The sequence below is a fragment of the Sphingomonas sp. PAMC 26605 genome (assembly GCF_000241485.1).
Lineage (GTDB): Bacteria > Pseudomonadota > Alphaproteobacteria > Sphingomonadales > Sphingomonadaceae > Sphingomonas.
Map to the genome: position 1 here is coordinate 180,735 of NZ_JH584241.1, position 25,989 is coordinate 206,723.

The 25,989-nt window shown below is 68.0% G+C and carries 21 protein-coding genes; 6 read left to right on the forward strand and 15 right to left on the reverse strand.

Going from position 1 to position 25,989, the window contains the following annotated elements; all coding sequences use genetic code 11:
• Positions 1-38 precede the first annotated feature (38 nt).
• The 9 genes from RH90_RS00875 to RH90_RS00915 form a co-directional block, all read right to left on the reverse strand.
• Positions 39-638, reverse strand: coding sequence for a glycine zipper 2TM domain-containing protein (locus RH90_RS00875; RefSeq protein ID WP_010183298.1), 600 nt, complete (start codon positions 636-638; stop codon positions 39-41).
• Positions 639-746: 108 nt separating this feature from the next.
• Positions 747-1,175, reverse strand: a complete 429-nt coding sequence (locus tag RH90_RS00880; protein WP_010183299.1) for an OsmC family protein — start codon at positions 1,173-1,175, stop codon at positions 747-749.
• Between the two features lie 72 nt (positions 1,176-1,247).
• Entirely contained in the window at positions 1,248-1,568 is a 321-nt protein-coding gene (locus RH90_RS00885; protein WP_010183300.1) for a glycine zipper 2TM domain-containing protein, read from the reverse strand.
• A gap of 781 nt (positions 1,569-2,349) precedes the next feature.
• On the reverse strand, positions 2,350-3,285 hold the full coding sequence (locus RH90_RS00890; RefSeq protein WP_010183301.1) for a bifunctional riboflavin kinase/FAD synthetase: 936 nt from the start codon (positions 3,283-3,285) through the stop codon (positions 2,350-2,352).
• A 33-nt stretch (positions 3,286-3,318) separates the two neighbouring features.
• On the reverse strand, positions 3,319-4,485 hold the full coding sequence (locus RH90_RS00895) for a dipeptidase (RefSeq protein ID WP_029624926.1): 1,167 nt from the start codon (positions 4,483-4,485) through the stop codon (positions 3,319-3,321).
• Positions 4,486-4,572: 87 nt separating this feature from the next.
• On the reverse strand, positions 4,573-5,043 hold the full coding sequence (locus tag RH90_RS00900; RefSeq protein ID WP_010183303.1) for a dihydrofolate reductase: 471 nt from the start codon (positions 5,041-5,043) through the stop codon (positions 4,573-4,575).
• A gap of 40 nt (positions 5,044-5,083) precedes the next feature.
• Positions 5,084-5,602: a hemerythrin domain-containing protein gene (locus tag RH90_RS00905; protein WP_010183304.1), complete on the reverse strand. Its 519-nt coding sequence runs from the start codon at positions 5,600-5,602 to the stop codon at positions 5,084-5,086.
• A 65-nt stretch (positions 5,603-5,667) separates the two neighbouring features.
• Positions 5,668-6,609 carry a BPSS1187 family protein gene (locus RH90_RS00910; RefSeq protein WP_232280276.1) on the reverse strand — a complete coding sequence of 314 codons (942 nt, stop codon included), beginning with the start codon at positions 6,607-6,609 and terminating at the stop codon, positions 5,668-5,670.
• Entirely contained in the window at positions 6,545-7,339 is a 795-nt protein-coding gene (locus RH90_RS00915; RefSeq protein WP_010183306.1) for a thymidylate synthase, read from the reverse strand. Before RH90_RS00915 ends, RH90_RS00910 begins: the two co-directional genes overlap by 65 nt.
• A 98-nt stretch (positions 7,340-7,437) precedes the next feature.
• On the opposite strand from RH90_RS00915, the gene RH90_RS00920 reads away from it, so the two are divergent.
• Entirely contained in the window at positions 7,438-7,854 is a 417-nt protein-coding gene (locus RH90_RS00920) for a JAB domain-containing protein (RefSeq protein WP_010183307.1), read from the forward strand.
• On the opposite strand, the gene RH90_RS00925 is transcribed toward RH90_RS00920, so the two are convergent.
• From RH90_RS00925 to RH90_RS00940, 4 genes are all read right to left on the reverse strand, one after another.
• A complete protein-coding gene (locus tag RH90_RS00925) occupies positions 7,849-8,610 on the reverse strand; it encodes a class I SAM-dependent methyltransferase (RefSeq protein ID WP_010183308.1) in 762 nt (253 codons plus the stop codon). The genes RH90_RS00920 and RH90_RS00925 overlap by 6 nt on opposite strands.
• Positions 8,610-9,737 (reverse strand): peptide chain release factor 2, encoded by a 1,128-nt coding sequence (gene prfB, locus RH90_RS00930; protein WP_029624929.1) that lies wholly within the window; start codon positions 9,735-9,737, stop codon positions 8,610-8,612. The genes RH90_RS00925 and prfB overlap by 1 nt, the downstream gene beginning before the upstream one ends.
• A 123-nt stretch (positions 9,738-9,860) precedes the next feature.
• Entirely contained in the window at positions 9,861-12,404 is a 2,544-nt protein-coding gene (locus tag RH90_RS00935) for a penicillin-binding protein 1A (RefSeq protein ID WP_010183310.1), read from the reverse strand.
• Positions 12,405-12,474: 70 nt separating this feature from the next.
• Positions 12,475-13,689, reverse strand: coding sequence for an N-acetylmuramoyl-L-alanine amidase (locus RH90_RS00940; protein WP_010183311.1), 1,215 nt, complete (start codon positions 13,687-13,689; stop codon positions 12,475-12,477).
• A 565-nt stretch (positions 13,690-14,254) separates the two neighbouring features.
• Here RH90_RS00940 and RH90_RS00945 point away from each other — a divergent pair.
• The 5 genes from RH90_RS00945 (at position 14,255) to RH90_RS00965 (ending at position 22,442) form a co-directional block, all read left to right on the forward strand.
• Positions 14,255-17,140 (forward strand): Rne/Rng family ribonuclease, encoded by a 2,886-nt coding sequence (locus RH90_RS00945; protein WP_029624931.1) that lies wholly within the window; start codon positions 14,255-14,257, stop codon positions 17,138-17,140.
• 405 nt (positions 17,141-17,545) lie between these two features.
• Positions 17,546-18,832 carry an MFS transporter gene (locus RH90_RS00950; protein WP_010183313.1) on the forward strand — a complete coding sequence of 429 codons (1,287 nt, stop codon included), beginning with the start codon at positions 17,546-17,548 and terminating at the stop codon, positions 18,830-18,832.
• Positions 18,829-19,710, forward strand: a complete 882-nt coding sequence (locus tag RH90_RS00955; RefSeq protein WP_010183314.1) for a metallophosphoesterase family protein — start codon at positions 18,829-18,831, stop codon at positions 19,708-19,710. The genes RH90_RS00950 and RH90_RS00955 overlap by 4 nt, the downstream gene beginning before the upstream one ends.
• The gene (locus RH90_RS00960) at positions 19,707-20,957 is read left to right on the forward strand and encodes an arsenic transporter (protein WP_029624933.1); all 1,251 of its coding nucleotides are present in this window, start codon (positions 19,707-19,709) and stop codon (positions 20,955-20,957) included. The genes RH90_RS00955 and RH90_RS00960 overlap by 4 nt, the downstream gene beginning before the upstream one ends.
• A 120-nt stretch (positions 20,958-21,077) precedes the next feature.
• Positions 21,078-22,442, forward strand: a complete 1,365-nt coding sequence (locus tag RH90_RS00965) for a cation:proton antiporter (protein WP_037492588.1) — start codon at positions 21,078-21,080, stop codon at positions 22,440-22,442.
• Here the strand turns inward: RH90_RS00965 and RH90_RS00970 are convergent.
• Together RH90_RS00970 and RH90_RS00975 are read right to left on the reverse strand one after the other, a co-directional pair.
• Positions 22,439-23,500: a glycosyltransferase family 2 protein gene (locus RH90_RS00970; RefSeq protein WP_010183317.1), complete on the reverse strand. Its 1,062-nt coding sequence runs from the start codon at positions 23,498-23,500 to the stop codon at positions 22,439-22,441. The genes RH90_RS00965 and RH90_RS00970 overlap by 4 nt on opposite strands.
• Positions 23,497-25,968, reverse strand: coding sequence for a DegT/DnrJ/EryC1/StrS family aminotransferase (locus RH90_RS00975; protein WP_010183318.1), 2,472 nt, complete (start codon positions 25,966-25,968; stop codon positions 23,497-23,499). Before RH90_RS00975 ends, RH90_RS00970 begins: the two co-directional genes overlap by 4 nt.
• Between the last annotated feature and the right edge of the window lie 21 nt (positions 25,969-25,989).

A 25,989-nucleotide genomic window follows, 5' to 3' on the forward strand; every position in this document is an offset into this window, starting at 1 on the left:
CTTTCGCGCCGGGCCCTGCGTTCAGACACGTGTCGCGCTTAGCGGCACTGCACCTGGCCACGGTCGATCGACTGACCGAGCAGCGCACCCGCACCACCGCCGATCAACGTCCCGAGCGTACGCGATCCGCCGCTGGCGAGCGAATTGCCAAGCAGGCCGCCCGCCAGACCGCCGATGATCAGCCCCGTCGTGCCGTCGCTGCGGCGGCAGTAATAGCGGTTGTCGCTGCCGCGATAGATGCGGTCGTTGCGACCCAGGCGGCGCGGCTGGTAATAGCTGCCGTCGCGATAGTAACGGTCGGCGAAATAGGTACGCTGGCCGGGCTCGTAGCGGTTGTAGTCATAGCTGCGATATTGCTGCCAGTTGCGCTGACGTGCGTCCTGCCGATAGTCGCGGCGATCGCCCGGGCCGCTGGGGCCGCGATGATCGCCGGGGCCTCCCGGACCGCCAGGGCCGCCCGGGCCGCGATTATGATCTCCGGGGCCGCGTTGCCCGTCAGGGCCGCCGCGTTGATCGCCGGGGCCATCGCGACGGTCGCCGCGCTGATCCTGCTGGTCGCCGCGATAATCCTGCGCCGTAGCGGGGAGGGCCGAAAGCGACGTCGCGGCCAGGGCGGCGACGAGAAAAAACGTGCGCATGTGAAATGCTCCTTGGGGTAATCCCTGCTGGATTACAGGTAGAACGGTGCGCACAGGCAGAGGTTGCGTGAACGGAAAACTACGGTCCGTTCACGCCCCCGCAAGCGATTAGCCGTTGAGACTGTGGGTAAGCGTCACTTCGGCGTTCAACACTTTCGACACCGGGCAATTTTCTTTTGCATCGAGCGCGATCGTCTCGAATTGCTCGGGCGAGATGCCGTCGATCGTCGCCTTGAGGTCGAGCGCGGACTTGGTGATGGTGAAACCGTCGCCGTCCTTTTCGATCGTGACCTTGGCGGTCGTCTCGAGCTTGCCGTCGCTGAACCCTGCGCCAGCGAGTGCGAAGCTCAGCGCCATCGTGAAGCAGCTCGCATGCGCGGCGGCGATCAGTTCCTCGGGGTTGGTGCCCGCGCCCTCTTCGAAGCGGCTGCTGAAGCCGTATTGCGTGTCGGACAGCACGCCCGATTGCGTCGAGACATGGCCTTTGCCGTCCTTGCCAAGGCCAACATAGCTGGCCGATCCGCTGCGAGTCGTCATGGGGTCTTCTCCAAAAGATGAGGCGCGGACCGTTGCCGATCCGCGCCCGCTCTATACGCCCTATGCGGCGGCTTAGTTGCAGCGGCGGTCCGCCGTGCTCGCGCGATCGATCGCGCGGCCGCCAAACGCGCCGGCGACGCCGCCGAGCACGGTGCCGAGCGTCTTGTCGCCGCGGCCCGCGATCGAATTGCCGAGCAGCGCGCCGCCGACGCCGCCGACGAGCAGGCCGGTCGTGCCGTCCGAATGGCGGCAATAGCGGCGCCCGTCGCGACCCTCATAGACGCGCGGCTGATAGTGATGGCGCTCGCGCGCTTCGGCGTGCGTCGCGGGGGCGACCATCGTCGCGGGGATGGTAACGGCGGCGGCGCTGAGCGCGAGGATCACGGTACGCATTGATAAAACTCCCGAATGGTGTGGTCTGCTATGAAGTACTTTCACAGCAGTAACATCCGGGCTTGTACGCATGTTGCATGAACCTGAAAACAACCTTGCGTTCAGGAAAGCAGCAGTTCCTTATATAGGTCGACTAGCCCCAATCTGTCCCCGATATCCACATTATTCACAGGGAGTCACACAATGTTTCGAGCTTGGTGCGACTCGCAAGTCGGGCGAGCATCACGACTGTAAGCAAGCGATGGCAAGACAGGAAACTGCCGAGACGTCAGCTGCTTATGTCGCGAAACCGATCATGGTGCCTTCGGGAAACCAGGTCGAGTCTGCGGCGGAAGCATGGCGATGGCGAACCAGCGGTCCCGCGCGCAAGCACGGCCCCAAGGAATGCCGGAGATGCGCTTCCAAGGCGTCGAGCAGCGGCCGTTCTCTGGAACGCCGCGACGCGACGCTGGTGTCGGACGGAGAGGCAGGCGCCTTCACGGGGGCGAGCGGCCGCGACGAAAGATGCCGAAAGCATTGCGATCGACTCACCTCAATCGCTGTGCTGGCCACCAGGAGGACGGGCACCACGGTTCGCGAGAACCGGCCCGCTCCTGGCGACCGAACGCAAAGCCTGGCGTCGCTCGCGGCGCAGGTGGCGCGAGCCGCCGAAACCGGATGGCGCGGGCGGGTTTCTCGGAACCCGCCGAGCGGATCGAGGTCCGGCGACAGGGGTCGGCAGCAATGCCGGCCCCTTTTGTTTGCGCTGGCTGCGCTGTGCCCGGCTGCCCGAACCGTCGATCTATCGCGGCTCGGCCGCCAGAATGGCACGCGCGCGCGTGCAATCCGCATCCATCTGTGCGGTCAGCGCCTCGAGCGAATCGAACTTTGCCTCGGGTCGCAGATACTCGATCAGTTCGACCTCGATCGGCTGGCCATACAGGTCTTCCGAGAAATCGAAGAAATAGGGTTCGAGCAACTCCTTGGGCGGGTTGAAGCTCGGGCGGATCCCGAGATTGGCGGCACCGTCGAGCACGCGCCCGTCGGCCAGCCGCCCGCGCACCGCATAGATGCCGTAGGCCGGGCGCAGATATTTTCCCATGTCGAGATTCGCGGTCGGATAGCCGATCGTGCGGCCGAGCTTGTCGCCATGCTGCACCGTGCCCGCCACGGTGAAAGGCCGCGTCAGCAACTGCGCCGCACCCCGCGGATCCCCGGCCTTGAGCAAGTCGCGGATCCGGCTCGAAGAGACCGCCACCCCGTCGAGCGCCACCGCGCCGACGGTCTCGACCGCAAAACCGTGCTCGATGCCGAGCGCCGCAAGCACCGCGACATTGCCGCTCTTGGCCTTGCCGAAGGTGAAATCGTCCCCCGTCACCACGCCGCCGACGCCGATCTTGTCGATCAGCCGATCGGCGACGAATTCGCGCGCGGTCAAGGCGGCGAGCGCTGCGTCGAACGGGAAGACGATCATCGCATCGGCGCCCGCTGCGGCGAACAGGCGCTCGCGCTGGTCGAGCGTGGTCAGGCGGAAGGGTTCGCTGCCGGGCTGGAAATGCCGCACCGGATGCGGATCGAAGGTCGCGACCAGCGCGGGCCGCCGCTCGGCGCGCGCGCGCGCAACGGCACGACCGACCACGGCCTGATGGCCCAGGTGAAATCCATCGAAATTGCCGAGCGCGACGATCCCGCCGCGCATCGCCGCCGGAACCGCCGAGCCGCCGTCGAGCCGCTGCATGGCATCGGCTATACGGTCGGGTTTGCGCGCGCGCTAGGGGGCGGGCGCGATCCCGGCGCGCAGCACGCGCAGCACGTTGCCGCCCATCACCTTGGCCACATCGGCATCGCTGAAGCCGCGATCGAGCAGCGCCTGCGTCACCGCGGCAAGCTGGCTCGCGTCGAATCCGGTCGTCACCGCGCCGTCGAAATCGGAGCCGAGCCCGACATGGTCGATTCCGGCCACATCGCGGACGTGGGCGATTGCGTTCGCCGCCGCCGCCGGGCTGGTCGAGCAGATCGCGGCATCCCAATAGCCGATGCCGATCACGCCGCCGGTCCGCGCGATGCCGCGGATCTCGTCGTCGGTCAGGTTGCGGTTGACCTTGCACGTCGCCTGCACGCCGCCATGGCTCGCGACGATCGGGCGGCGCGCCATCGCGATGACCTCGGCGATCGTCGCGTGGCTCGAATGCGCGACATCGACGATCATGCCGAGCGCCTCCATCCGCCGTATCACTTGCCGTCCGAGCGGGGTGAGGCCGCTTTTAGCCTCGCCGTGCATCGATCCAGCGACCTCGTTGTCGAAGAAATGCGCGAGGCCCGCCATGCGGAAGCCCGCGGCGTGGAGCGAGTCGAGATTGGCGAGCTTGCCTTCGAGATCCTGCAATCCCTCGATCGACAGCATGCCGCCGACGACCTTCGCGCCGCGCGCCCGGTCGGCGAGGAGGCGATCAAGATCGGCGGGGGAGCGGATCACACGGAGCTGCCCCTTCGAGGCGGCGGCATAGCGATCGAGCTTCTGCGCGTGCCAGAGCGAGCGTTGGAGCAGCGAGCCCCAGGTCCGCGGCGGCTGCAGGTCGGCTATCGCGAGCGCGGTGATATTGTCGCTGTCGGCGCCGTTGGCGTCGTAATTCTGGCCCTTCGGCGTCTTGGTCACCGACGAGAAGATCTGCAGCGCATAATTGCCCGCGAGCAGGCGCGGCAGGTCGATCTGCCCGCGGTCGGCGCGCTTGAGCAGGCTGCGCTGCCACAGCAAGGTGTCGGCATGCATGTCGGCGACCTGCAGCATCGCGTGCAGCGCGTGGGCGCGTGGCGTGATGCGGAGCGCGACGGGTTCGACCTTGTTCATCGACCGCTCGACGATCCCGGGCGCCAGCGCGAAGAAGGCGATCCCCGCCAAGAGGATCAGCACTGCAATGCCGGCAAGGACCCTGCGCATCATCGTTCTCCCATTTGCGCCGGACTGTCTCCGTCCGGTCAATCATGGGTATGCGGGATCGGCGATACGGCGACAAGCCGGGGTCGGTCAGCCGCGCACGAGCGTCACGAAGGCGTAGGCCGGGCGGTCGCCGTCGGCCGGATGCGGCTCGCGGGCTGATTCGCGCCAGCCGAGAAAAGGTGGGACCAGCGCGTCGCCAGCGGGGCTGAGATGCACCTCGGTCAGTTCGACCCGGTCGGCGAGCGGTAGCAACAGCGCGAAAATCTCGGCGCCGCCGATGACCGCCACGTCGCCATCGCCTGCCAGTGCGAGCGCCGCATCGACCGAATGCGCCACCTCGGCACCTTGCGCGGACCAGGCCGGATCGCGCGTCAGCACGATGTGACGGCGGCCGGGCAGCGGCGCCGGGAAGCTCTCGAAGGTCTTGCGCCCCATCACCATCGGCTTGCCCATCGTCAGCGCCTTGAAGCGCTTGAGATCGGCGGGGAGATGCCAGGGCAATTTGCCGTCGGCACCGATGACGCCGTTGTCGGCGCGCGCGAGATACAGCGTGATCATCCCGCCGTCATGCCCGCGCAGCGCCGCGATGGCGAGAGCCTCAGTCGGGCGCGTGGTCCTTGACCCACTTCTTCGGATCCTTGTCGACCGGCTTGACGCCGGTCAGATGCTCGGCCTCGAAGGTCGCGAACTTGACGCCGAGGTCGTGGCGTTCCTGCAGCGTTGCATTGAGCCGGAAATCGGTCAGGCCCTGGCGTTCCTCTTCCGCCATGTGATCGCTGTTTGCCTTGTTGCATTCGCCGAGCGCCTCGAACCACGCCTTGCTGCCGACCTCTTCCTTGTCGACGGCGGCGGCGGTGTCGCGGATGTCGTTATGGTCCTCAATTGCGTCTTCAGTTTCCTCGGCGGCCGAATCGGCGTCGTTGCCGCCTTCGCCGATCTGCATCAGGCGCGGATAAAAATAGCGTTCCTCGGCCTCGGCATGCGAATCGAGCAGCGCGTGGAGGCGGTTCCACAGGGCGGAGAGCGCGCCGGTATCCTTGGGATCGATCTGTTCGATCTGCGCGAACAGCGCGCGCTGCTGGCCGTGTTCGTCGAGGATGAGCTGCGTGATGTCCATGATCGGCCCCTGAGGTTGACGTCAGGGGCTAAGCGCGCGCGAGGCCGCACGGTTCCGTCGCTCGGCTAGGGGGCGTCAATGCCCTTGCCGAACATCGCCTGCCAGTCGGGCGTGTAGCGAAGGTCGTGGATCGTGATGCCGTGATACGGATTGGGCCCGTTGAACTGTCGCCCGGCCGGCAGATCGAGCGCGAAGACGCGGATATGGTCGCGCGGGATCTTCAGCGCGGCATAAGCGGCCCGGATCAGCGGCACGGTGTTTTCGCGCGTGTTATATTCGGCGTACCAGCGCTCGACCGGAGTCGCTCCGGTTGGATAGAGCCAGGGGGCAGGGCGTCGTTCGGGGCCGGTGAAATCCCATGGGCTGGAGAACAGGACGACGCGCCGAACGGCGTGCTGCTTGGCGATATAGGCGGCCATCCCCGCACCCTGCGACAGGCCGGAGACCAGGATCTCGCTCCAGCGCGGCTGATCGCTGTCGAGATAGCGCCCCCAGCCTTCGTCGGGCGCGACCTTCGCCAGCAGCCGCAGCGCGGCGACGAGGCGCGGGACGATCGCCTCGGCGGTCGGGTTGGCGACCGTGGTCGAGCGACCGCCGCCGGTCAGCCGCATCTCGCGAAAGTCGGCCGAACAGGCCGGGTCGGGATCGCGCGGGCAGACCTGCACCACGGCGGGGTCATCGTCATATTCGAGCCCGAGGACGCGATAGCCCTGCTGCGCGGCGACCCGCAGCGCGGGCAGCGCATTTTCGGGCTTACCCCCGGTGCCGGGCAGAAAGACGACCAGCGGCGCGTCGGCCGGCATCGCCTTGGCGGTGATCGCGACGCTCGGCTCGTCGAACTGGCGGACCGCCGGGTCGGCTAGCGATGGCCTGACCTGCCGCAGGACCAGCGCGCCCGGGTCGCCCCACGCCGGGGTCGCGAGCAGCGCCAGTCCGGCGAGGCTAGACCGCGACAGGCGCCTTGATGTGCGGCTGGGCGACATAGTCGTGGAGGGCGAAATCCTCATACGCATACCCGTCGATCGCCTCCGCCTTGCGCAGGATTTCCAGCCGGGGAAGCGCGCCGGGTGTTCTTGTCAGCTGTTCGCGCGCTTGATCCAGGTGGTTGGAATATAAATGGCAATCGCCGCCGGTCCAGATGAATTCACCGGGCTCGAGGCCGCATTGCTGCGCCAGCAGCATCGTCAGCAGCGCATAGCTCGCGATGTTGAACGGCACGCCGAGAAAGATGTCGGCGCTGCGCTGGTAGAGCTGGAGCGAGAGTTTGCCGTTGGCGACATGCGTCTGGAACAGGCAATGGCACGGCGCGAGCGCCATCGCGTGGAGATCGCCCGGGTTCCACGCGCTGACGATCTGGCGGCGCGAGGCGGGGTTGGTCCTGATCTGCTCGATCAGTTCGGCGATCTGGTCGATATGGCGGCCGTCGGCCGTCTCCCAGTCGCGCCATTGCTTGCCGTACACCGGGCCGAGATCGCCCTTCTCGTCGGCCCATTCGTCCCAGATGCTGACTTTCCGCTCGCGCAGCCACTCGACATTGGTGTCGCCGCGCAGGAACCACAGCAATTCGATCACGATCGAGCGCAGGTGCAGCTTCTTGGTGGTGAGCAGCGGGAAACCGTCGGCCAGGTCGAAGCGCATCTGGTGGCCGAACACCGAGAGCGTGCCGGTACCGGTGCGGTCCATCTGGGGGGTGCCGTGGTCGAGCACGCGGCGCATCAGGTCGAGATAGGCTTGCATGCGTGCGGTCTAGCGCGCGGCGGCGGCGACGCCAACCATTGCGCCGTTCCGGAGGCGCTTTGTCTGGCCGAGTGGGGAGCGATCGCACAGACGGGGCCATGCTATCCGGGGTTTCTCACGATCTTGGCGATCTGGCTGCTGCCGGGCCGCTTGACCTGCCCGAAGCCGTGCTAGCCCTGTTCCGCCCGATCGCGGCGGTCGCGCGCGAAGTGGCGATGGTGGGCTATTTCGATCCGAAATGGCGGCTTCTCGGGATGCGCGAGCTGAGCGCCGGATCGATCGACGCCGTAGCGATCCCGCTGCGCGCCATCGTCGCCGATGCGCTGGCGCTCGACTGCGCGCTGGCGGTGCTGGCGCACAACCATCCGAGCGGCGATCCGACCCCGAGCGACGCCGATTACCGGCTGACTCGCCGCGTGGCGCAGGCGCTCCAGTTCATCGACGTCGTTCTGTTCGACCATCTGGTGATCGCCGCGGACAGCTATTCGAGCTTTCGCGCGCGCGGACTGCTATGACGCGCCGTGCAGCCGGCACGCCTTGATCGCGCTCGGGTCGGGGCGTGGGCCGGTTGCCCGGAAGGCGGTGAGATAGCCGCCGGCCGAAGGCATGTCGTAGGTCGCGACCTCGCTATAGCCGACCGCGGCGAACTCGCATTTGAGCAGAGCGGGCGGGGTGCCGTGGTTCTGCGTCGGGCGGTTGGCGTCGACGACGATCGCGAGCCCGTCGGGCTTGAGCGAAGGGCGCATCCGCCACAGGAATTCGTAGGGCTGCGCGATCTCGTGGTACATGTGCACCATCAGGATGCGGTCGAAGCTCGCCGGCGGCAGCCGCGGATCCGACGGCGTGCCGAGCCGGACGCTGACCGTTTCGAGATGCTCGCGCGCGACGCGCAGCGCGAGCGCATCGCGCACCTCGGCGACGATGTCCTCGGCAAGCACACGTCCCTCCTTGCCAACGCGGTTGGCAAGGCGGATCGTGTAATAGCCCTCGCCCGCGCCGATATCGGCGACGGTCATGCCGGGCTTGATCCCGGCCTTGGCCATCACGTCACCCGCCTCGTTGAGCCGATCGCGATCCTCCTCGGTCGACCAGCGCGCCGAGACGATCGCCGCGACCGGCCGGTCGGCGGCGGGGAAGGGGCCGACCTTGTCGCTATGATCGGGAATGCGCGGCTGACCGCCATCGCACGCGCCCAGCAGAAGGAGCGCGAGCCCCGCCAGTGCGGCCTTACCCCTTCTCGCCGGGGTCAGGGAGAAGCGGGCGGCGCGCATTATTCGACGTCCTCGACCTCGACCGTCTCGCCGGTCACGCGCTGCGACAACGCGGCTGCCATGAACGCCTCGAGATCACCGTCGAGCACGTCGGACGGGCTCGACGAAGTGACGCCGGTGCGCAGGTCCTTCACCATCTGGTACGGCTGGAGCACGTAGGAGCGGATCTGGTGACCCCAGCCGATGTCGGTCTTGCCGGCATTTTCGGCATTGGCTGCTGCCTCGCGAATCGCGAGCTCGCGCTCGTACAGGCGCGCGCGGAGCTGATTATAGGCCTCGGCCTTGTTCTTGTGCTGGCTGCGCTGGTTCTGACACTGGACGACGATGCCGGTCGGGATGTGCGTGATGCGCACCGCCGAATCGGTCGTGTTGATGTGCTGACCGCCCGCACCCGACGCGCGATAGGTGTCGATGCGCAGGTCGCTCTCGTTATATTCGACCTCGATATTGTCGTCGACGACCGGATAGACCCAGACGCTCGCGAACGACGTGTGGCGGCGTGCGGCGCTGTCGTACGGGCTGATGCGCACCAGGCGGTGGACGCCGCTCTCGGTCTTGGCATAGCCATAGGCATTCTCGCCCTTGAGCAGCAGCGTGGCGGACTTGATCCCGGCCTGTTCGCCCGAATGCTGATCGATCAGCTCGACCTTGAGGCCGTGGCGCTCGCCCCAGCGCGAATACATCCGGCTGAGCATGCCCGCCCAATCCTGGCTCTCGGTCCCGCCGGCACCGGCATTAACCTCGATATAGGTGTCGTTGCCATCGGCCTCGCCGGCCAGCAGCGCCTTGATCTTGTCGCTCTCGGCACGGCGCGCGAGATCGGCGAGCGCGGCGACGCCTTCGCTCTCCATCGCCGTGTCGCCCTCGGCCTCGGCCATCTCGATCAGTTCGGCGGTGTCGTCGAGCTCGCTCTGGATCGCGCGCGTCGCGGTGATCGCCTCGTCGAGCCGGCGACGTTCGCGCATCACGACCTGGGCGGCCTTGGGATCGTTCCACAGCGCCTGATCCTCGACGCGCGCGTTGAGCTCGTCGAGCCGGCGCAGCGCGCGGTCCCAGTCGAGGAAGCGGCGGAGCAGCGCGAGCGAGTCCTTGATCGAATCGATATGAGCCTGCGCTTCAGCGCGCATGGGGTTACTCCAGACTTGAATTCGTCGCCCCGGCGAAGGCCGGGGCCGCTTGATAGATCGTGTGTCGGCCGTTGTCGCGCAACAACGTAGAGGCCCCGGCCTGCGCCGGGGCGACGGACATGGCTAGTAGATGCCGCCCTGCTTTTGCAAGAAGTCGCTGTCCTTGCGCGCCTCGCTCTGCGCCTGCGTCGCCGCTCGCGCGCGGGCCGCAGCGGCTGCCGCAGCAGTCGCCGCCGCCGCGGGATCGGGCACGATCGTACCGCGATGGATCACGCGGCGCGGCTCGCTCTCGGGCTTGAACGCTTCCCAGATCACCGAGGCCTTGGGGTCGTCGCTTGGCCAGGTGCCGAACACCGGCTTGCCGCCCTGGCGGTCGATCCGCACCATGCGGATCCCGGCGGGCGCGCGGAACGGAAGCTTGTCCATCCCCTCATAGGCTTTCACCGCGAACGCCTTGAAGATCGGCGCGGCGAGCGTGCCCCCCTGCGCGCCGCCGCCGAGCGAATGCGGCGTGTCGTAGCCGATATACAGCCCGCCGATCATCTGCGGCGTGCCACCGATGAACCATACGTCGGTCGGCCCGGTATTGGTGCCGGTCTTGCCGAACATCGGCCGGTCGAGATCGCGCAGCACCGTCGCCGTGCCGCGCTGGATCACGCCCTCGGCGATGTGGATCATCTGGTACGCGCTCATCGCATCGACGATCTGCTTGCCGCCGGCGACCGGGCGCGGCATCGGCTTGCCGTTCCAGTCGGGCGCGTTGCAGCGGTCGCAGGCGTGCCAATTCTCGGGCCAGACGACCTTGCCGTGGCGGTCCTGGACGAAGTCGATCAGCGAGGAGGGGTGCGAGCGCCCCTGGTTGGCGAGGATCGCATAGGCGTTGACCATCCGCGACACCGTCGTCTCGCCCGCGCCGAGCGCGAAGGAGAGGTAGGGCGGATATTTGCCGACGCCGATCCGGTCCATCAGCGACACGACGTGCGGCATGCCCGTGGTCGCCGCGGCGCGCACCGTCATCAAATTGCGCGACTGTTCGACGCCCCAGCGCATCGTGTGTGCGCCCGATCCGCCGACGCCGCCGAAATTCTTGAAGCATTTCTGCCCGAGCCGCGCGCCCTGGTAGACGCAGAACGGACCGTCGACGATGATCGAGGCGGGGGTCATCCCGCCCTCGAGCGCTGCGGCATAGACGATCGGCTTGATCGTCGACCCAGGTTGGCGCATCGCCTGCGTCGCGCGGTTGAACGCCTGGACGCGGAAGTCGAACCCGCCCTGCATAGCCAGCACACGGCCGGTCTGCGGCTGCTCGACGACGAACGCGCCCGAGATCTTGGGTACCGTGCGCAGCGCGAATTCGCTGCCGGCGGGCGCGACCGCGATGATGTCGCCGGGGACCATCTTGGCGAATGCCGTTCCGCCCCCGCCGCGCACCGGCATCTGCGCGGCATAGCGGGGGAGGGTGCCGGTGCTGCCGTCCGCGAAACCGAGCTGCGCCGCGCCCTCGTCGCGCGCGATGACGATCGCCGCGCGCCAATCGTCATAGTCGAGCCCGATATTGGTGTTGAGCAGCGCACTCTGCCAATTCTCGCCGGTGATCTCGGCATGGCCGATCGGCCCCGACCAGCCGCGCCCCTGGTCGAAGCGCAGCAGCCCCTGGCGCAAAGCGGTTTGCGCATAGTCCTGCATCTTCTCGTCGAGCGAGGTGCGCACCCAGAGGCCACCCGAATAGACGCTATATGGCCCGGCGCGCTCGTCCTCGCCGAACTTGTCGATCAGCTGGCGGCGAACTTCCTCGACGAAATAGCCTGAGCCTGCGGTCTCGGTCTTGGGCGTCTGGCGCGGGACTGTGCCGAGCGGCTCGGCGCTTGCCTGGTCGTGCTGCGCCTGGGTGATGAAGCCGTTCTTGAGCATCTCGCGCAGCACATAGGCGCGGCGGACGAGCGCGCGATCGGGATGGCGGACGGGGTCGTAGTTCGACGGGCCCTTGGGCAGGATCGCGAGATACGCCATCTGCGCGAGATCGAGCTGCGTCAGGTCCTTGCCGAAATAGGCATAGCTCGCCGCCTCGACGCCGAATGCGTTGCGGCCGAGCGCGATCTGGTTAAGGTAGAGTTCGAGGATCTGCGGCTTGGTCAGCGTGTCCTCGATCCGATAGGCGAGGATCGCCTCCTTGATTTTCCGCGCGTAGCTCGTCTCGTTGCCGATCAGCAGGTTCTTGGCGACCTGCTGCGTGATCGTCGAAGCGCCGGCCGGGCGCTTGTGGCTGGTCAGATTGTTGATCGCCGCGCTGGCGATGCCGAGATAGTCGACGCCGTGATGCTCGAAGAAGTTCTTGTCTTCGGCGGCGAGGAAGGCGCGCACCAGCAGCGGCGGATATTCGGCATAGCTGAGTTCGACGCGGCGCTCGCGCGCATAGGAATGGATCGGCATGCCGTCGACGTCGCGGACGTTGGTCGGCAGCGGCGGCTCATAGGTGCGCAACTTGTCGACCGACGGCAGCCCGGCGGCGAAGGCGAAGTAGAAGACCGTCGCGCCGACCAAGCCGAGCAGGCCGAGCGCGGCGAGCGTCTTGACCCACCAGCGGCCCCAGACACGCTGGACGGTGCCGGCGAACCCGTCGATCTCGCGACGGATACGGAAATTCACGCTGTTTTCGGGTTCGGCCATATCGGGGTGAGGCTCTAGCAAGATTCTCTAGGCTTGCCAGCCTTGTCCCTCGCCTGTCCGGGGAGGGGTTTCAGTCGCGCGACGCCATCCGCCGGGCGAAATGGACCTCGACCGCGCGCTCGATGCTCTGCGCGATCCGGTGGCGGCCGTCGGCGCTGTCGATGAAATCGGCGTCGTGCGGGTTCGAGATATAGCCCGTCTCGAACAGGATCGAGGGCATGTCGGGCGCCTTGAGCACCATCAATGATGCCATGCGGTGGAAGTTGGGCTTGAGCGGCATCAGCGGCTGCGCCTCGCGGCCAAGCAGGCGGGCGAAGCTTGCAGAGGCGTTCATCGTCTCGCGCTGCGTCAGGTCGATCAGGATCGACGAGATGTCGGCCGAGGTCGAGGCGAGGTTGACGCCGGCGATGATGTCGGCCTTGTTCTCGCGCGCCGCGAGCCGCGCCGATTCCTTGTCGGAGGCGACTTCGGACAGCGTGTAGACCGACGCGCCGCTGGCATTACCCGAACCGACGCTGTCGCAATGGATCGAGATGAACAGGTCGCCGCGCAGCCGCCGGGCGATGCCGAAGCGTTCCTGCAGGACCAGGAACCGGTCGTCGTCGCGCGTCAGCGCCACCCGCACGCGGCCAGACCGGAGCAGTTCGTCGCGGATCGCCTTGGCGATCTTGAGTGTCACGTCCTTCTCGCGCCGTCCGTCGATCGGCGAGATCGCACCGGGATCGACCCCGCCATGCCCGGCGTCGATCACCACCAAGGGACGGCTGTCGTCGTCGCCATAGATCCGCGGCAGCCCGGCGCTGCGCCGCGCGGGGGGGATCGGCACGGTGACTTGGTAGGCGCGCGTATCGACCGCCTGGACGGCGCCGATATTGAACGGCGGCAGGAAGCGCATTCGCCGCTCTCCCGCGGCACGGGCGAAGGCTGCATCGTCGACGGTGCGCAATTCGAGCGTCAACTCGCGCCCCTCGTGGCCGAACCGCCCCTCGGTGATCAGGGTCGGGCGCGTGAGATCGAACACGATCCGCACGCCGTTGGTGCCGCGCGGCGCGAGCCGCATCGCCGAGATCGCCCCGCCACTCGTCAATTCCCCGCCCGCGCGAGCGCCCTTTAGGTCGAGCGCGATCCGCTGCGGCTGTCCGAGAAGGAAGCTCGAGGCATCGCCGATCGGTTGATCGAAACGCAGCACGATCCGATCGTGCTTCACCTCGACGCGCTCGATCGACGCCGCCCAGCCGGGGGCGCCGGCGAACCAGCAGGCCAGCAATGCGAGGAGGAACGACACTGCCCTGTAATGCAGCCGGATCGCCGGAGCGGTAAAGCGAAAAGGCGTTAGCCGGCCGGCGGTGGCGTGGCGGTCGATGGGAGCGGGGGCTGCGGTCATGTCCTTGGCGTAGCGGGCGATGTCGCAAAGCCGCCTTGCCGGGCGCGGTTAATGCCGGGGTAGGCATAGTTTTGCCGGGGCGCGGCAAAAACCTGCCAGTTGCTGTGCGCGACGGGGAATGCTACGCACTAGACAGTACTCCGATCACTGCCTGGTTCAGGCAGCGTTCAGGGCCACTTGGCCGACCCAAATCCTTTGGCGCGGCCCATCCAGGTTGACGTTCGCATGCTGCATTTATCCCGTCCCTCGCTCCGCCCGGCTCTTGCCGGCGGGATTGCGGGCGCGCGGGGTGTTCCAGGCCGGAAGGCGGAGCGTGCAGTGCGAGCAGAGGCAGTTTTCGTACCCACCCAGGGCGGCGAACCAGGCGACCTTTTCGCCGGGACGAGCCCTTTCATACATCGCGCGCGACCAGCGCCACGGCGCTCAGCGCCCCTGGCCCCTGCGCCGCGCGACCGGAGAATATTACATGACCACGCGTATGCTGATCGACGCACGGCACCGGGAGGAAACCCGCGTTGCTGTCGTCAAGGGAAACCGAATCGAAGAGTTTGATTTCGAGAGTGCCGAGCGCAAGCAGCTCAAGGGAAATATCTATCTGGCCAAGGTGACGCGCGTCGAGCCGTCGCTGCAGGCCGCATTCATCGATTACGGCGGCAACCGCCATGGCTTCCTCGCCTTCAGCGAGATCCATCCCGATTATTACCAGATCCCCAAGGAAGATCGCGACGCGCTCCTGCGCGAAGAGGCCGAGCATGCCGCTGAAGAAGCTGCATTGCGCGCCCAGCAGGACGCCGAAGACGATCTCCATGACGACGAGCACGAAGACGACGGCTTCGAGCGCGATTCGGACGTGGACGAAGCCTCGATCGAGCGCTTTGACGATGACGGCGGGCACGAGCCCGACGTCGAAGTCGTCGCCGAGGGCGAAGCGCGCGGTGGCGAAGGCCGTGGCCGGCGCCGCAAGCGGTCTGCTTCGGACGATGCCGCCGACGATCTGCAGCAGCGCCGCACCTCGCTGCGCCATCGCTACAAGATCCAGGACGTCATCCGGCGCCGCCAGGTGCTGCTCGTCCAGGTCGTCAAGGAAGAGCGCGGCAACAAGGGCGCCGCGCTGACGACCTATTTGTCGCTTGCCGGCCGTTACTGCGTGCTGATGCCCAACACGTCGCATGGCGGCGGGATCAGCCGCAAGATTTCGAACGCGGGCGATCGCAAGCGTCTGAAGTCGATCATGGCCGACATGAAGTTGCCGCCCTCGATGGGCTGCATCGTGCGCACTGCAGGCCTCCAGCGCACGCGCCAGGAAATCAAGCGCGACTTCGATTATCTCGCCCGGCTGTGGGACGGGATCCGCGAGACCACGCTCACCTCGTCGGCGCCGGCGCTCGTCTATGGCGACAGCGACCTGATGAAGCGCGCGATCCGCGACATCTATAATAAGGAGATCGACGAGGTCATCGTCGAGGGCACCGAGGGCTATCAGCACGCCCGTGAGTTCATGAAGCTCCTGATGCCGAGCCACGCCCGCAAGGTGAAGCATTACAGCGACCCCGTGCCGCTGTTCCAACGCGCCGGCGTCGAAGAGCAGCTTTCGGCGATGTACCACCCGGTGGTGCAGCTCAAGTCTGGCGGGTACCTCGTCATCAACCCGACCGAAGCGCTGGTGTCGATCGACATCAACTCGGGCCGTTCGACGCGCGAGCATTCGATCGAGCAGACCGCGACCGCGACCAACCTCGAGGCTGCCGCCGAGATCGCCCGCCAGCTGCGGCTGCGCGACATGGCCGGGCTCGTCGTCATCGACTTCATCGACATGGACAACGGCTCGAACGTCCGCAAGGTCGAGAAGGCGATGAAGGAAGCGCTCAAGAACGATCGCGCGCGCATCCAGATCGGCCGCATCTCGTCGTTCGGGCTGATGGAAATGAGCCGCCAGCGCCTGCGCACCGGCGTGCTCGAAGCCTCGACCCGGCCGTGCCCGCATTGCGAAGGGACGGGCTTCGTCCGCACCGCGTCGTCGTCGGGCATCGCCGCATTGCGCATGCTCGAGGATGAAGCCGCGCAGGGTCGCGGGTCGCAGCTGCTGCTGCGCGCCAGCCAGGAAGCGGCGTTCTACCTGCTCAACCGCAAGCGCGGCGAGCTGGCCGAGATCGAGGAGCGCTACGGCGTGATGATCGAGATCGCGCCCGACGGCGAGCAGGAGGGCGCGCGCGTCTCGGTCGAGGTCTCGGGACCGCCGCCGGCGTACACGCCGCGCTTCGATGCGCCGATCGAGGAGATCGAGGAAGATTTCGTCGAGGACGAGATCGAAGACGAGATCGAGGAAGAGGAAGAGGAGCAGCCCAAGGCCGCCCGCGAGCCGCGTGCTCCGCGTGAGCGCAGCGAGGCTGTGGCTGGCGAGGACGAGGCCGGTTCGCGCCGTCGCCGTCGCCGTCGCGGGCGTCGCGGTCGCGCGCGTCCCGAGGGTGAGGGTGCCGAGGGCGAGGCGCTGGGTGAGGGCGAGGCTTTCGAAGCCGGCGAGACCGACGCGAGCGATCTCGAGCTCGACAGTGCCGATGCCGAGGACGAGGGTGCAGCCACGGCCGAGTTCGCAGCCGACGGCAGCGACGCTGGCGCCGCTGAAGGGGGTCGTCGCCGGCGTGGTCGTCGCGGTCGTCGCGGCGGTCGTCGCAACGATGGCGAGCAGGTCGCCGGTGAGCAGGACGCCGGTGTGTCCGACGCGGAAGCGGTTTCGACAGAGGCTGCCGTGACTGTGTCCGCCGACGATGCGGCGCCCGCCGTCGCACCGGCCGAGTCGCCCGAAGCCGAGCCCGAAGCGGAGGCGCCCAAAAAGGGTCGTCGTCGCCCCAAGGCTCGCGAGGCCGAGCCCAAGGCCAAGCCCGCCAAGGCCAAGGCTGCAGCGGCCGTGGTAGCGGAAGATGCGGCCGAACCGGCGGAAGCAACCGCGCTCGAAGCCGATGCGGCCGTCGTCGCCGATGCCAAGCCCAAGCGCACGCGTCGCAAGAAGGCGTCCGAGCCGATCGCGGCCGAGGTCGCGCCCGCCGACGAGACCAGCGCGACGATGGATGTGCCGGTGTCGGAAACGCCGCCCGTCAAGCCCAAGCGGACCCGCAAGCCCAAGGCCGCGATAGCCGAGGCCGCCGCCGTCGAGCCCGACGTCGGCAGCGCCCCGGTTCCTGGCGCAGCGCCGTCCGCCAGCGAGTCTCCGACGGCGGTGGTGGCCCCGCCCGAGGTCAGCGACGCTGCGACCGAGACCGACGACGCCCGGCCGCAGACGGGGGCGATCGACCCAGACCCGGGCGAGGCCGGCAGCCCGCGTCGCGGCTGGTGGCAGCGCACTTTCGGCGCCTAACCGCTTTGAGATCGCAGTCCCGCTTCGGCGGGGCTGCGATCTCGCGCTTGCGGTTCCGATCGGCTCCGCTCGAAATCCGCGGCCGTGCCTACCCCGCGTTACGTCCAGCCAGCATCAGCGATAGGTCGCGCCCAGGTTGGTCTGCATTCCGCCGGCCAAGCGTGCTGAAGCGGTTTCGGCCTCATTTGATAACCGTAGACCCTACGGCCTTGGCCGCTCGTAGGAATTATGGCTGCACGATCCGGCGGTGACGCGGACACGCTTGCCCTTACCTACGCCCCCCTTTTCAAGATGAACCGAAAATGAATGGAGCCGTTTAGGCTCGATCTTGCCGGCTGCGCTAACGCTTCGTCGATCCAAGTTCCGGGCCGGGCGGCGTCCGGTTCGCAAGAGATGGGACCGACGATGACGACTATCGCAGGCGAGGGGAGGCAGGACACGCCGACCGATGAGCAACGCCAGGGCAAGCGCGGACTGCAGGCGCTCAATTTTTTCATGGCCGACATGCAGGCTGGGATCGGGCCGTTCCTCGGTGTCTTCCTTCAGCAGCGCGGCTGGACGGCTGGGCCGATCGGCACGGTGATGACCGCGGGCGGGATCGCGGGCATGCTGATGACGGCACCGGCGGGCGCGTTCATCGATCATACCGAGAAAAAGCGGCTCGTCGTGATCGTCACCGGCATCGCGACGGTGGTGGCGTCGCTCCTGATCCTGCTGTCGCAATCGGCGTGGGTCGTCACTGTCAGCCAGGTCGCGACCGCGATCGCCGGCGCGGCGATCGGTCCCGCCGTCGCGGGGATGACGCTCGGCATCGTCCGGCAAAAAGGCTTCAATGCGCAGAACGGGCGCAACCAGGCGTGGAACCATGCCGGTAACATGATCGGCGCGGGGCTGTCGGGCTATCTCGGCTATCGCTTCGGCATGCCTGCGATCTTCTATCTCGCCGCAGTGTTCGGCGTCCTGGCGATCATCACGGTCCTGACGATCCCCGAATCGGCGATCGATCATCGCGCGGCGCGCGGTCTCGAGGGGAAGGGCGACGGAGAGGAGGACGGCGGCGGCAAGGCCGAGGGGCTTCGCGCCTTGCTCAGCAACAAGCCCATGCTGATCCTGGCGGCGGCGCTGGCGTGCTTCCACCTCGGCAATGGCGCGATGCTGCCGCTGTATGGCCTGGCGGTGGTCGGCGCGGGAAAGGGCAACGCTGCGCTGTTCGTCGCGCAGACCGTCGTCGTCGCGCAGGCGGTGATGATCGTCGCCTCGCTCGCGGCGATGCGGATGGCGTCGGGCAAGGGCTATTGGCTGGTAATGCTGATCTCGTTCGCCGCGCTGCCGCTGCGCGGCGCATTGGCGGGCACGTTCATCGAACAGTGGGGCGTGTGGCCGGTCCAGGCGCTCGACGGGATCGGCGCGGGGCTGCAGAGCGTCGCGGTGCCGGGACTTGTCGCCTGCCTGCTCAACGGGACTGGTCGGGTCAATGTCGGGCAGGGCGCGGTGATGACAGTGCAAGGCGTCGGCGCCTCGCTCAGCCCGGCGATCGGAGGGTGGCTGGCGCAGGCGCTCGGCTATCACGTCGCCTTCTACGTCCTCGGCAGCTTCGCGTTGATCAGCATAGCGCTGTGGATCGGCTTTGCCGGAACGTTGCGTCCGGCCTGCGCGGGCGCGCGCGACAGCGAGGGAGACGACGCGCAATGACCCCGATGATCAGCTGGATCCATATCGGCGATCTCCACATGGACGAGGCCGATGGCTGGCAGAGCCGCGACCGACTTGCCGCGGTCGTCGCAGAACTGAACGCGCAGGTCGGGAGGGCGGCGGACTTCGTGTTCCTGCCGGGCGACAACGCCAACCACGCCACGCTCGAGCAATATCGCGTAATCGCCGAGACGCTGGCGCCGCTGCAGCTGCCATGGCGCGCGATCGCGGGCGATCTCGCCGCCGATGGCGAAGCGATCGCGCGCAGTTTCGCCGATGCGCGCGTCGCCTTCGTCGACACCGGTCACACACATTACAACGAACTGCTCAACGACGGCCGCGTGATCTATGGCGCGACGCGCTCGACCGGGCAGATTGAGGAGGATGGCGGCAGGCCGGGCTATGCATTGGTCTCGATCCACGACCGCGTACCGAGCTGGCGCTTCAAACGGCTCGGCAGCGACTGGCCGTTCGTCCAGATCGTCGCGCCCGCGGACATCCGGATGGTGACCCGCCCCGCCGATCCGCGCCAGGTGCCGCGTCCGGGACCGGTCGAGATCGTCGCCAAATGCTTTGGTAGAGCGGCCGAGCCGCTCGTGCTGATGATCGACGACGCGCAGAGTATCGCGATGGAGCCGATCCCCGACACGGCGCTATGGCGCGCGGACCTAGCGCTCGACGCCGGCCTGCACCACGTGAGCGTGGCGAGCGGCGGAGATCGCGACACGATCCAGATCCTGGTGCGCGCGAGCGACTCGGTTCCGAAGCGCGGAACGCCCGATGCGCCGGGTCGCGATTTCCACACGCTGGGCGCATGGCCCGAACACGGGATCGAGGGCACGCAACTCGGCCCCAACAAGAATGGCAGGCGCTGGTGATGCTCGCGACAGGGGCGACGTGGGGCATCTGTGCCGCCGCGACGGCTGGAGTGATCGCGCGGCCGTTCCGCCTGCCCGAGGCGATCTGGGCGGTGCTGGGCGCTGGGCTGCTCATCGTCTTCGGGCTGATGCCGTTCCCGGCGGCGCTCGGCGCGGTCGCGAAGGGGCTCGACGTCTATCTGTTCCTGATCGGCATGATGGTGCTGAGTGAGGCGGCGCGCGAGCAGGGGCTGTTCGACTGGATCGCCTCGACCGCCGCGATCAACGCGCGGGGATCGTCGGCGCGGCTGTTCGTGCTGGTCTACGCGACCGGCATCGTCACGACGACCTTCCTTTCGAACGATGCGACAGCGGTCGTGCTGACCCCTGCCGTCTACGCCGCGGCGAAAAAGGCCAAGGCCGAGCCGTTGCCGCTGCTGTTCGCCTGCGCGCTGATCGCCAATGCGGCGAGCTTCGTCCTGCCGATCTCCAATCCCGCCAATCTGGTGCTGTACGGCGGCAAGATGCCACCGCTCGGCACCTGGTTCGGTGCGTTCGCGCTGCCGTCGGTCGCGGCGATCGCGGTGACGTTCGCTTTGCTACGCTGGGTCGAACGCGAGCGTCTCGCCGGGGCGTGCAACAGCGATGTCGCGCGCGATCCGCTGTCTCCTGCAGGCAAGGCCGCGCTGACCGGCATCGTTGCCACCGCGGGGCTGCTGATCGTCATGTCGGCGCTCGACCAGCCGCTCGGCCTGCCGACCTGCCTCGCGGGGCTCGCGACCATGCTCGGCGTGTGCGCGCTGGCCAAGCACTCGCCGCTCGCGCTGGCGCGCTCGGTGTCGTGGAGCGTGCTGCCGCTGGTCGCGGGATTGTTCGTGCTCGTCGAGGCGCTCGACCGGACCGGGGTGATCCGGCACATCGCCGGGGCGTTGCAGGCCGCTGCGGCGAACCCGGCGCAGGGCGCGGCCGTGTCCGGAACGGTACTCGCCTTTGCCAGCAACCTGATGAACAACCTGCCCGCCGGGCTCGTCGCGAGCACCGCGGTCGCGCAGGTCCATCCGCCGCGGTTGATCGTCGACGCCTTGCTGATCGGGGTCGATCTCGGGCCGAACCTGTCGGTCACCGGGTCGCTGGCGACGATCCTGTGGCTGCAGGCGATCCGCCGCGAGGGCGAGGACGTCGGCTTCTGGCGTTTTCTCAAGGTCGGCGCGGCGACGATGGTCCCGGCGCTCGCCGCGGCGCTCGGGGCGCGTTTGCTGATCGGCTGAGCCGCTCGGTCTATATCTCTCCCAATTCGCACGATAAGACCGGGGCTGACACCCGTAGCATGCGCTACCGCATGATACGGACGCGACCCCGGGGGGCGCGCGAAACGCAAGGGGATGGCGATGAACGATTGGCTGAGCGAGGCGTGGCAGGCGCTGAGCGGCGTGCTTGGGGCACACGGGCCCGCCGTCAATGCGGTAAAGAGCTATACGCCGGGCGATTTCAGCGTCCATTTCTTCCTGCAGCTCGCGGTGATCATCCTCGTCTGCCGCGTGGTCGGCTGGCTTGGTCAGAAATTCCTGCGCCAGCCGCAGGTGGTCGGCGAGATGATCGCCGGCGTCGTGCTCGGGCCGTCGCTGCTCGGCCTGCTGCTGCCCGATCTGCAGCTCGCGATCTTCCCCAAGGAGACGCGCAACGTGCTCTACGTCGGCGCGCAACTCGGCGTCGGGCTCTACATGTTCATCGTCGGGCTGACGCTCCAGCTCGATCATTTCAAGTCGAAGGCGCGCAGCGCGGCGATGGTGTCGGCGGCGGGGATCGCCGCGCCGTTCCTGCTCGCGGTCGTCGTCACGCCGTTCCTGCTGACCGTTCCGGGCCTGTTCGCGGCGGGGATCGGCCGTGCGAGCGCGACGCTGTTCATGGGCGCGTGCATCGCGCTGACGGCGTTCCCGATGCTCGCGCGGATCATCAACGAGCGTGGCCTCGCCAATTCGGCGCTCGGCACGCTGTCGCTGACCGCGGGGGCGTTCGACGATGCGGCGTCGTGGTGCGTGCTCGCAATCGTGCTCGCGACCTTCGGGGCGGGGGCGGGCGTCGCGGTGCTCGCGATCGGCGGGGCGCTGCTCTACACCGCCTTCATGCTGTTGCTCGGGCGGCGGCTGCTCGCGCCGCTCGGCCGGATCGTCGACCAGCGTGGCGAGATGAGCAACGGCGTCTTGGCGGTTGCCTTGCTGCTCTTCTGTCTCTCGGCGTTCGTGATGGACGCGATCGGCATCCATGCGATCTTCGGCGGCTTTCTGATGGGGGTGTGCATGCCGCGCGGGCTGTTCGTCGCCGAATTGAAGCGCAAGGTCGAGCCGCTCGCAGTCGTGCTGCTGCTGCCGATGTTCTTCACCTATTCGGGGCTCAACACGCGGATGGACATGGTCGCGACCGGCCCGTTGCTGCTGATCGCGCTCGGCATCCTGTTCGTCTCGATCCTTGCTAAATTCGGCGCCTGCTATGCCGCCGCGCGGCTGGCGGGCGAGGACAATCGCACCGCGCTCGGCATCGGCGCGCTGATGAATTCGCGCGGGCTGATGGAGCTGATCATCATCAACATCGGGCTGCAGAAGGGGATCATCGGGCCGACGCTGTTCGCCATGCTCGTGCTGATGGCGATCGTCACCACCGTTATGGCGACGCCGCTGTTCGAGGCGGTCTATGGCCGCGCGGCGCGCGCGCGCGGCGATCTGGCGGCGGTCGATGCCGAGCTGGCGACGGTCTAGCCGCGCTTGCGCTCGCGGCGCTGCACCGAGCGGATCGTGCCGACGAGGCGCGAGAGGATCAGCTCCTCGATCCCGGCATAGCCCATGCCGAGATGATCGGGGCGCACGCCGGTCGCGTCGCCGAGCGTGAGCCCGCCGGTGCGCAAGCCCGCGCGCCCGATCCGCCCCCAGCGCCGCGCGGTTTCCCAGCGGATCAGCGCGAGGCTCTCGGCGTCGGGCTTGTGCTGGGTCAGAAACGCGTCCTGCAGCCGTACCAGTGTCTCGCCGACGCGTTTGAAGGTCGCGCGATCGGGGACAGGTTCATGCGCCATCACGTAGCGGCCGATCAACGCCGCGGTTTCCGCCGCGGCGTCGCCGAATACGGGCACATAGGCATCGGCGAGCACTTCGGTTGCCCGTTCGCGCATGGCGGTCGCTTGGAGCTGCGATGCGCCGCCGCCATGGCGGCGATAGGTCAACAACGCATCGTCGATCCGCGCCACCCCGCCATAGGCCGATATGCGGTGGTAGAGATCGAAATCCTCGGCATAGACGCGGTCGGGGCGCTGGAACGGGTCGAGCTTGCGCGCGGCATCGGCGCGCATCATCACCGACGACCAGACCAGCGGGTTCTCGATCCGCATCAGCCACGCGATCAGCGCCGGGGTCGATAGCGGCGCGAGCGCCGGGGGCAGGATCGCGCCGTCGCACAGGATATTGGCGGCGCTGCCGACCAGCACGATCTCGGGATGCGCCTCGAGATAGGCCACTTGCCGCGCGAGGCGGGTCGGGTGGGACAAATCGTCATGGTCGAGCGCGGCGATATAGCGCCCGCGCGCTTCGGCGAAGGCGGCGTTGCGCGTCAGCACGACGCGGCGGTTGACCGGCGCCGCGATCACGCGGATGCGCGGATCGGCGACGCTGCGCGCGACCGACACGGTGGCGTCGGTCGAGCAGTCGTCGACGATGATCAGCTCGAAATCGCCGAGCGTCTGCGCCTGCAGCGACGCGATCGTCTCGCCGATCAGGTCCGCCCCGTTATAGGTCGGCATGATCACGCTGACGATCGGTGCGATCATGCCACCGCCCGCGCGCCGTCGCCGAGCACCTGATCGACGATCATCGCGCCGACATCGTTCTGCCATTGCCACAGACCGTTGGCCTGCCCCGAAAAGCTCGCCTCGCCGCCGAGCCGGCCCCACGGCACGAAGCCTGCGGCAAGCCCGATCCCGTACAGGCCCGGGATCGCCGCGCCGCTCGCATCGACGACGCGGCAATGCCGATCGACCATCGCGCGGCCGTCGTGCGCGGCGAGCGCGATCGCGCGGCCGTCCTGATCGTGCACCGGCAGCGCGCGCGGTCGATAGCCGAGCGCGGCGATGACGAGATCGGCCTCGGCGAGATGTGCGCGCGCCACAGCGTCGTCATCGTTGCGGACTTGATGGACCGTCAGCCGCGGATCGGGCACGCGGCCGTCGACGCGCAGCTCGCGCAACACCAGCTCGCGGGCCTCGAGCCGGAAGCCCGCCAAGCGATAGACGAAGCCGCTGACCGGGCAGATATCGTCGGGCCCGAAATCGGTGAAGCCCTCGGCCTCGGCCTCGGCGGGGGTGCGGTAGAAGGGGCGCAGTCGGCGGCGGTGCAGCAGCGTGATCGCGCCCGCGCCGAGCGGAATGGCGGCGGTTTTGAGCAGCAGGACGATCGTCGCGATCGCGCTGGTCGATCCGCCGATCACGACGATCCTGGGGTTGCGCTTGGTCGAGAGCAGATCGACGATCTTTTCCGGCCCACCAAGCGCAAGTGCCTCGTCCGACTGCATCAGCCGGTCGCCGACCTCGCTGACCAGCGATACCCCGCCGATGCGCTGCGCAGCGAGCCGGTCGAGCGGCTGATGGCCACCGGTCGCGATCGCGACGGCGCTGGAAAGCTGATCGAACTCCTGCCCGTCGCTCCGCCGTCGCAAACGGCTCGACCACAGTCCGCCCGCGACGCGCGCCGTGCCGAGCACCTCGTGCCCGGCGAGCACCGTTCCACCATGCTGCGTCACCAGCGCGTGGAGCCGCTGTCCGGTCGCCTGGACGAACGCGCCCGCCTCAACCAGCGGCACGCCGAGCGCGCCGATATAGCGGCCGACCGCCCGCCCGGTCGGATGATCGAGGAGGGCGGCGAGTTCGGGATGCGGGTTGTCCTTGACCGCGCTGAGGAACGTCTCGGCGGTACTGTCCGATGTGATCGCATAGCGGCCGATCCGCCCTTCGCCGAGCGTCGCCTCGCGCTCGGCGACGATCAGCCCCGAGCCGGCGAGCTCGGCCAAACGACCATACTTGCTCGCCGCCGTCAGCAATGCGGTCCCGGCGGGGCCGCCGCCGACCACCAGCAGCGAAGCGACCGACTGTTGGCGCGCGCGTGCGGGGGTACGGGCTTCGTGCGCCAGGATGCGGTTGAACGCCTCGGCGATGACCACGACATCGGCGACGCTCATCGCGTCGGTGACGGGGAGCGAGAGCGATCGCGCCGCAACCGCATCAGCGACCGGGGTCGGCAAGATCGTCGCGTTGCGCTGGAACAGCGGCTGCTCGCCGAGATGCGGGCTGAAATACTGGCCCGATCCGATCCCGTCCGCGGCAAGCGCGGCCGCGATCTCGCCGCGCCGGTGGGCGATCGCCGCGGGGAGCAGCACCGGCATGAACTGGCTCGCCCGCCGCTGGCCTTCCGCCTGCTGGAAATCGACACCCTTGAGATGCGTGCGATACGCCTCCTCGAGCGCGGCGCGATGGTCGCACACCGTGTCGATCTCGGCGAGCTTGGCACGCGCCATCACCCCGAGCACCTCAGGCAGCTTGGCGTTGAGGCCGAACAGCGTCGCGCTGCGATTGGCTTCGAAGCCGAAATTGGTCATGGCGCGCAGCCGGGCGATCAACGCGGCATCGCCAGAATGGATCAGCCCGCCCTCGCCGACGGCGAAGGTCTTGGTCGCATGCATCGAATGCACCACCGCGAAGGGCGCCTCCGCGCCGAAACCCGTCCCGGCCGCATCGCGCGTGCCGAGCGAGGCGGCGGCGTCGATCACCACGCCGACACCGTGGTCGCGCTGCAACCGGGCATAGCGGTCGAGGTCGATCGCGGTGCCGAAGGTGGCGTAGGGCAGCAGCACCGCGATGCGATCGCCATAGTCGTCGAGCAGGCGCTCCTCGGCGTCGGCGTTCGCGGTCCAGTCGGCGGGGTCGATGTCGCAGATCAGCGGCGTCAGCCCGGCCCACAGGGCGGCCTGCGCGGTCGCCGCGAAGGTCAGCGCGGGCATCACCGCATAGCGGCTGGCGGTGCGCTCGCCGGCAGCCTCGCGCAGCGCGATCATCAGCCCGAGGGTCGCATTGTTGACGGCGAGGCTCGCGCCGTGTCCGCCGAACAACCGCGCGGTGGCCTCGGCTTCGAACGCCCGGACCTCGGGGCCGTTGTTGCTGAAATGGCCCGACGCCTCGACCCGCCGCAGCGCCTCGAGCTGATCACTGAGCCGGGGCGGGTTGGGGGCGATGAGCGGATAGCGCATGCGGGGCGGGCCTGTCTGGAC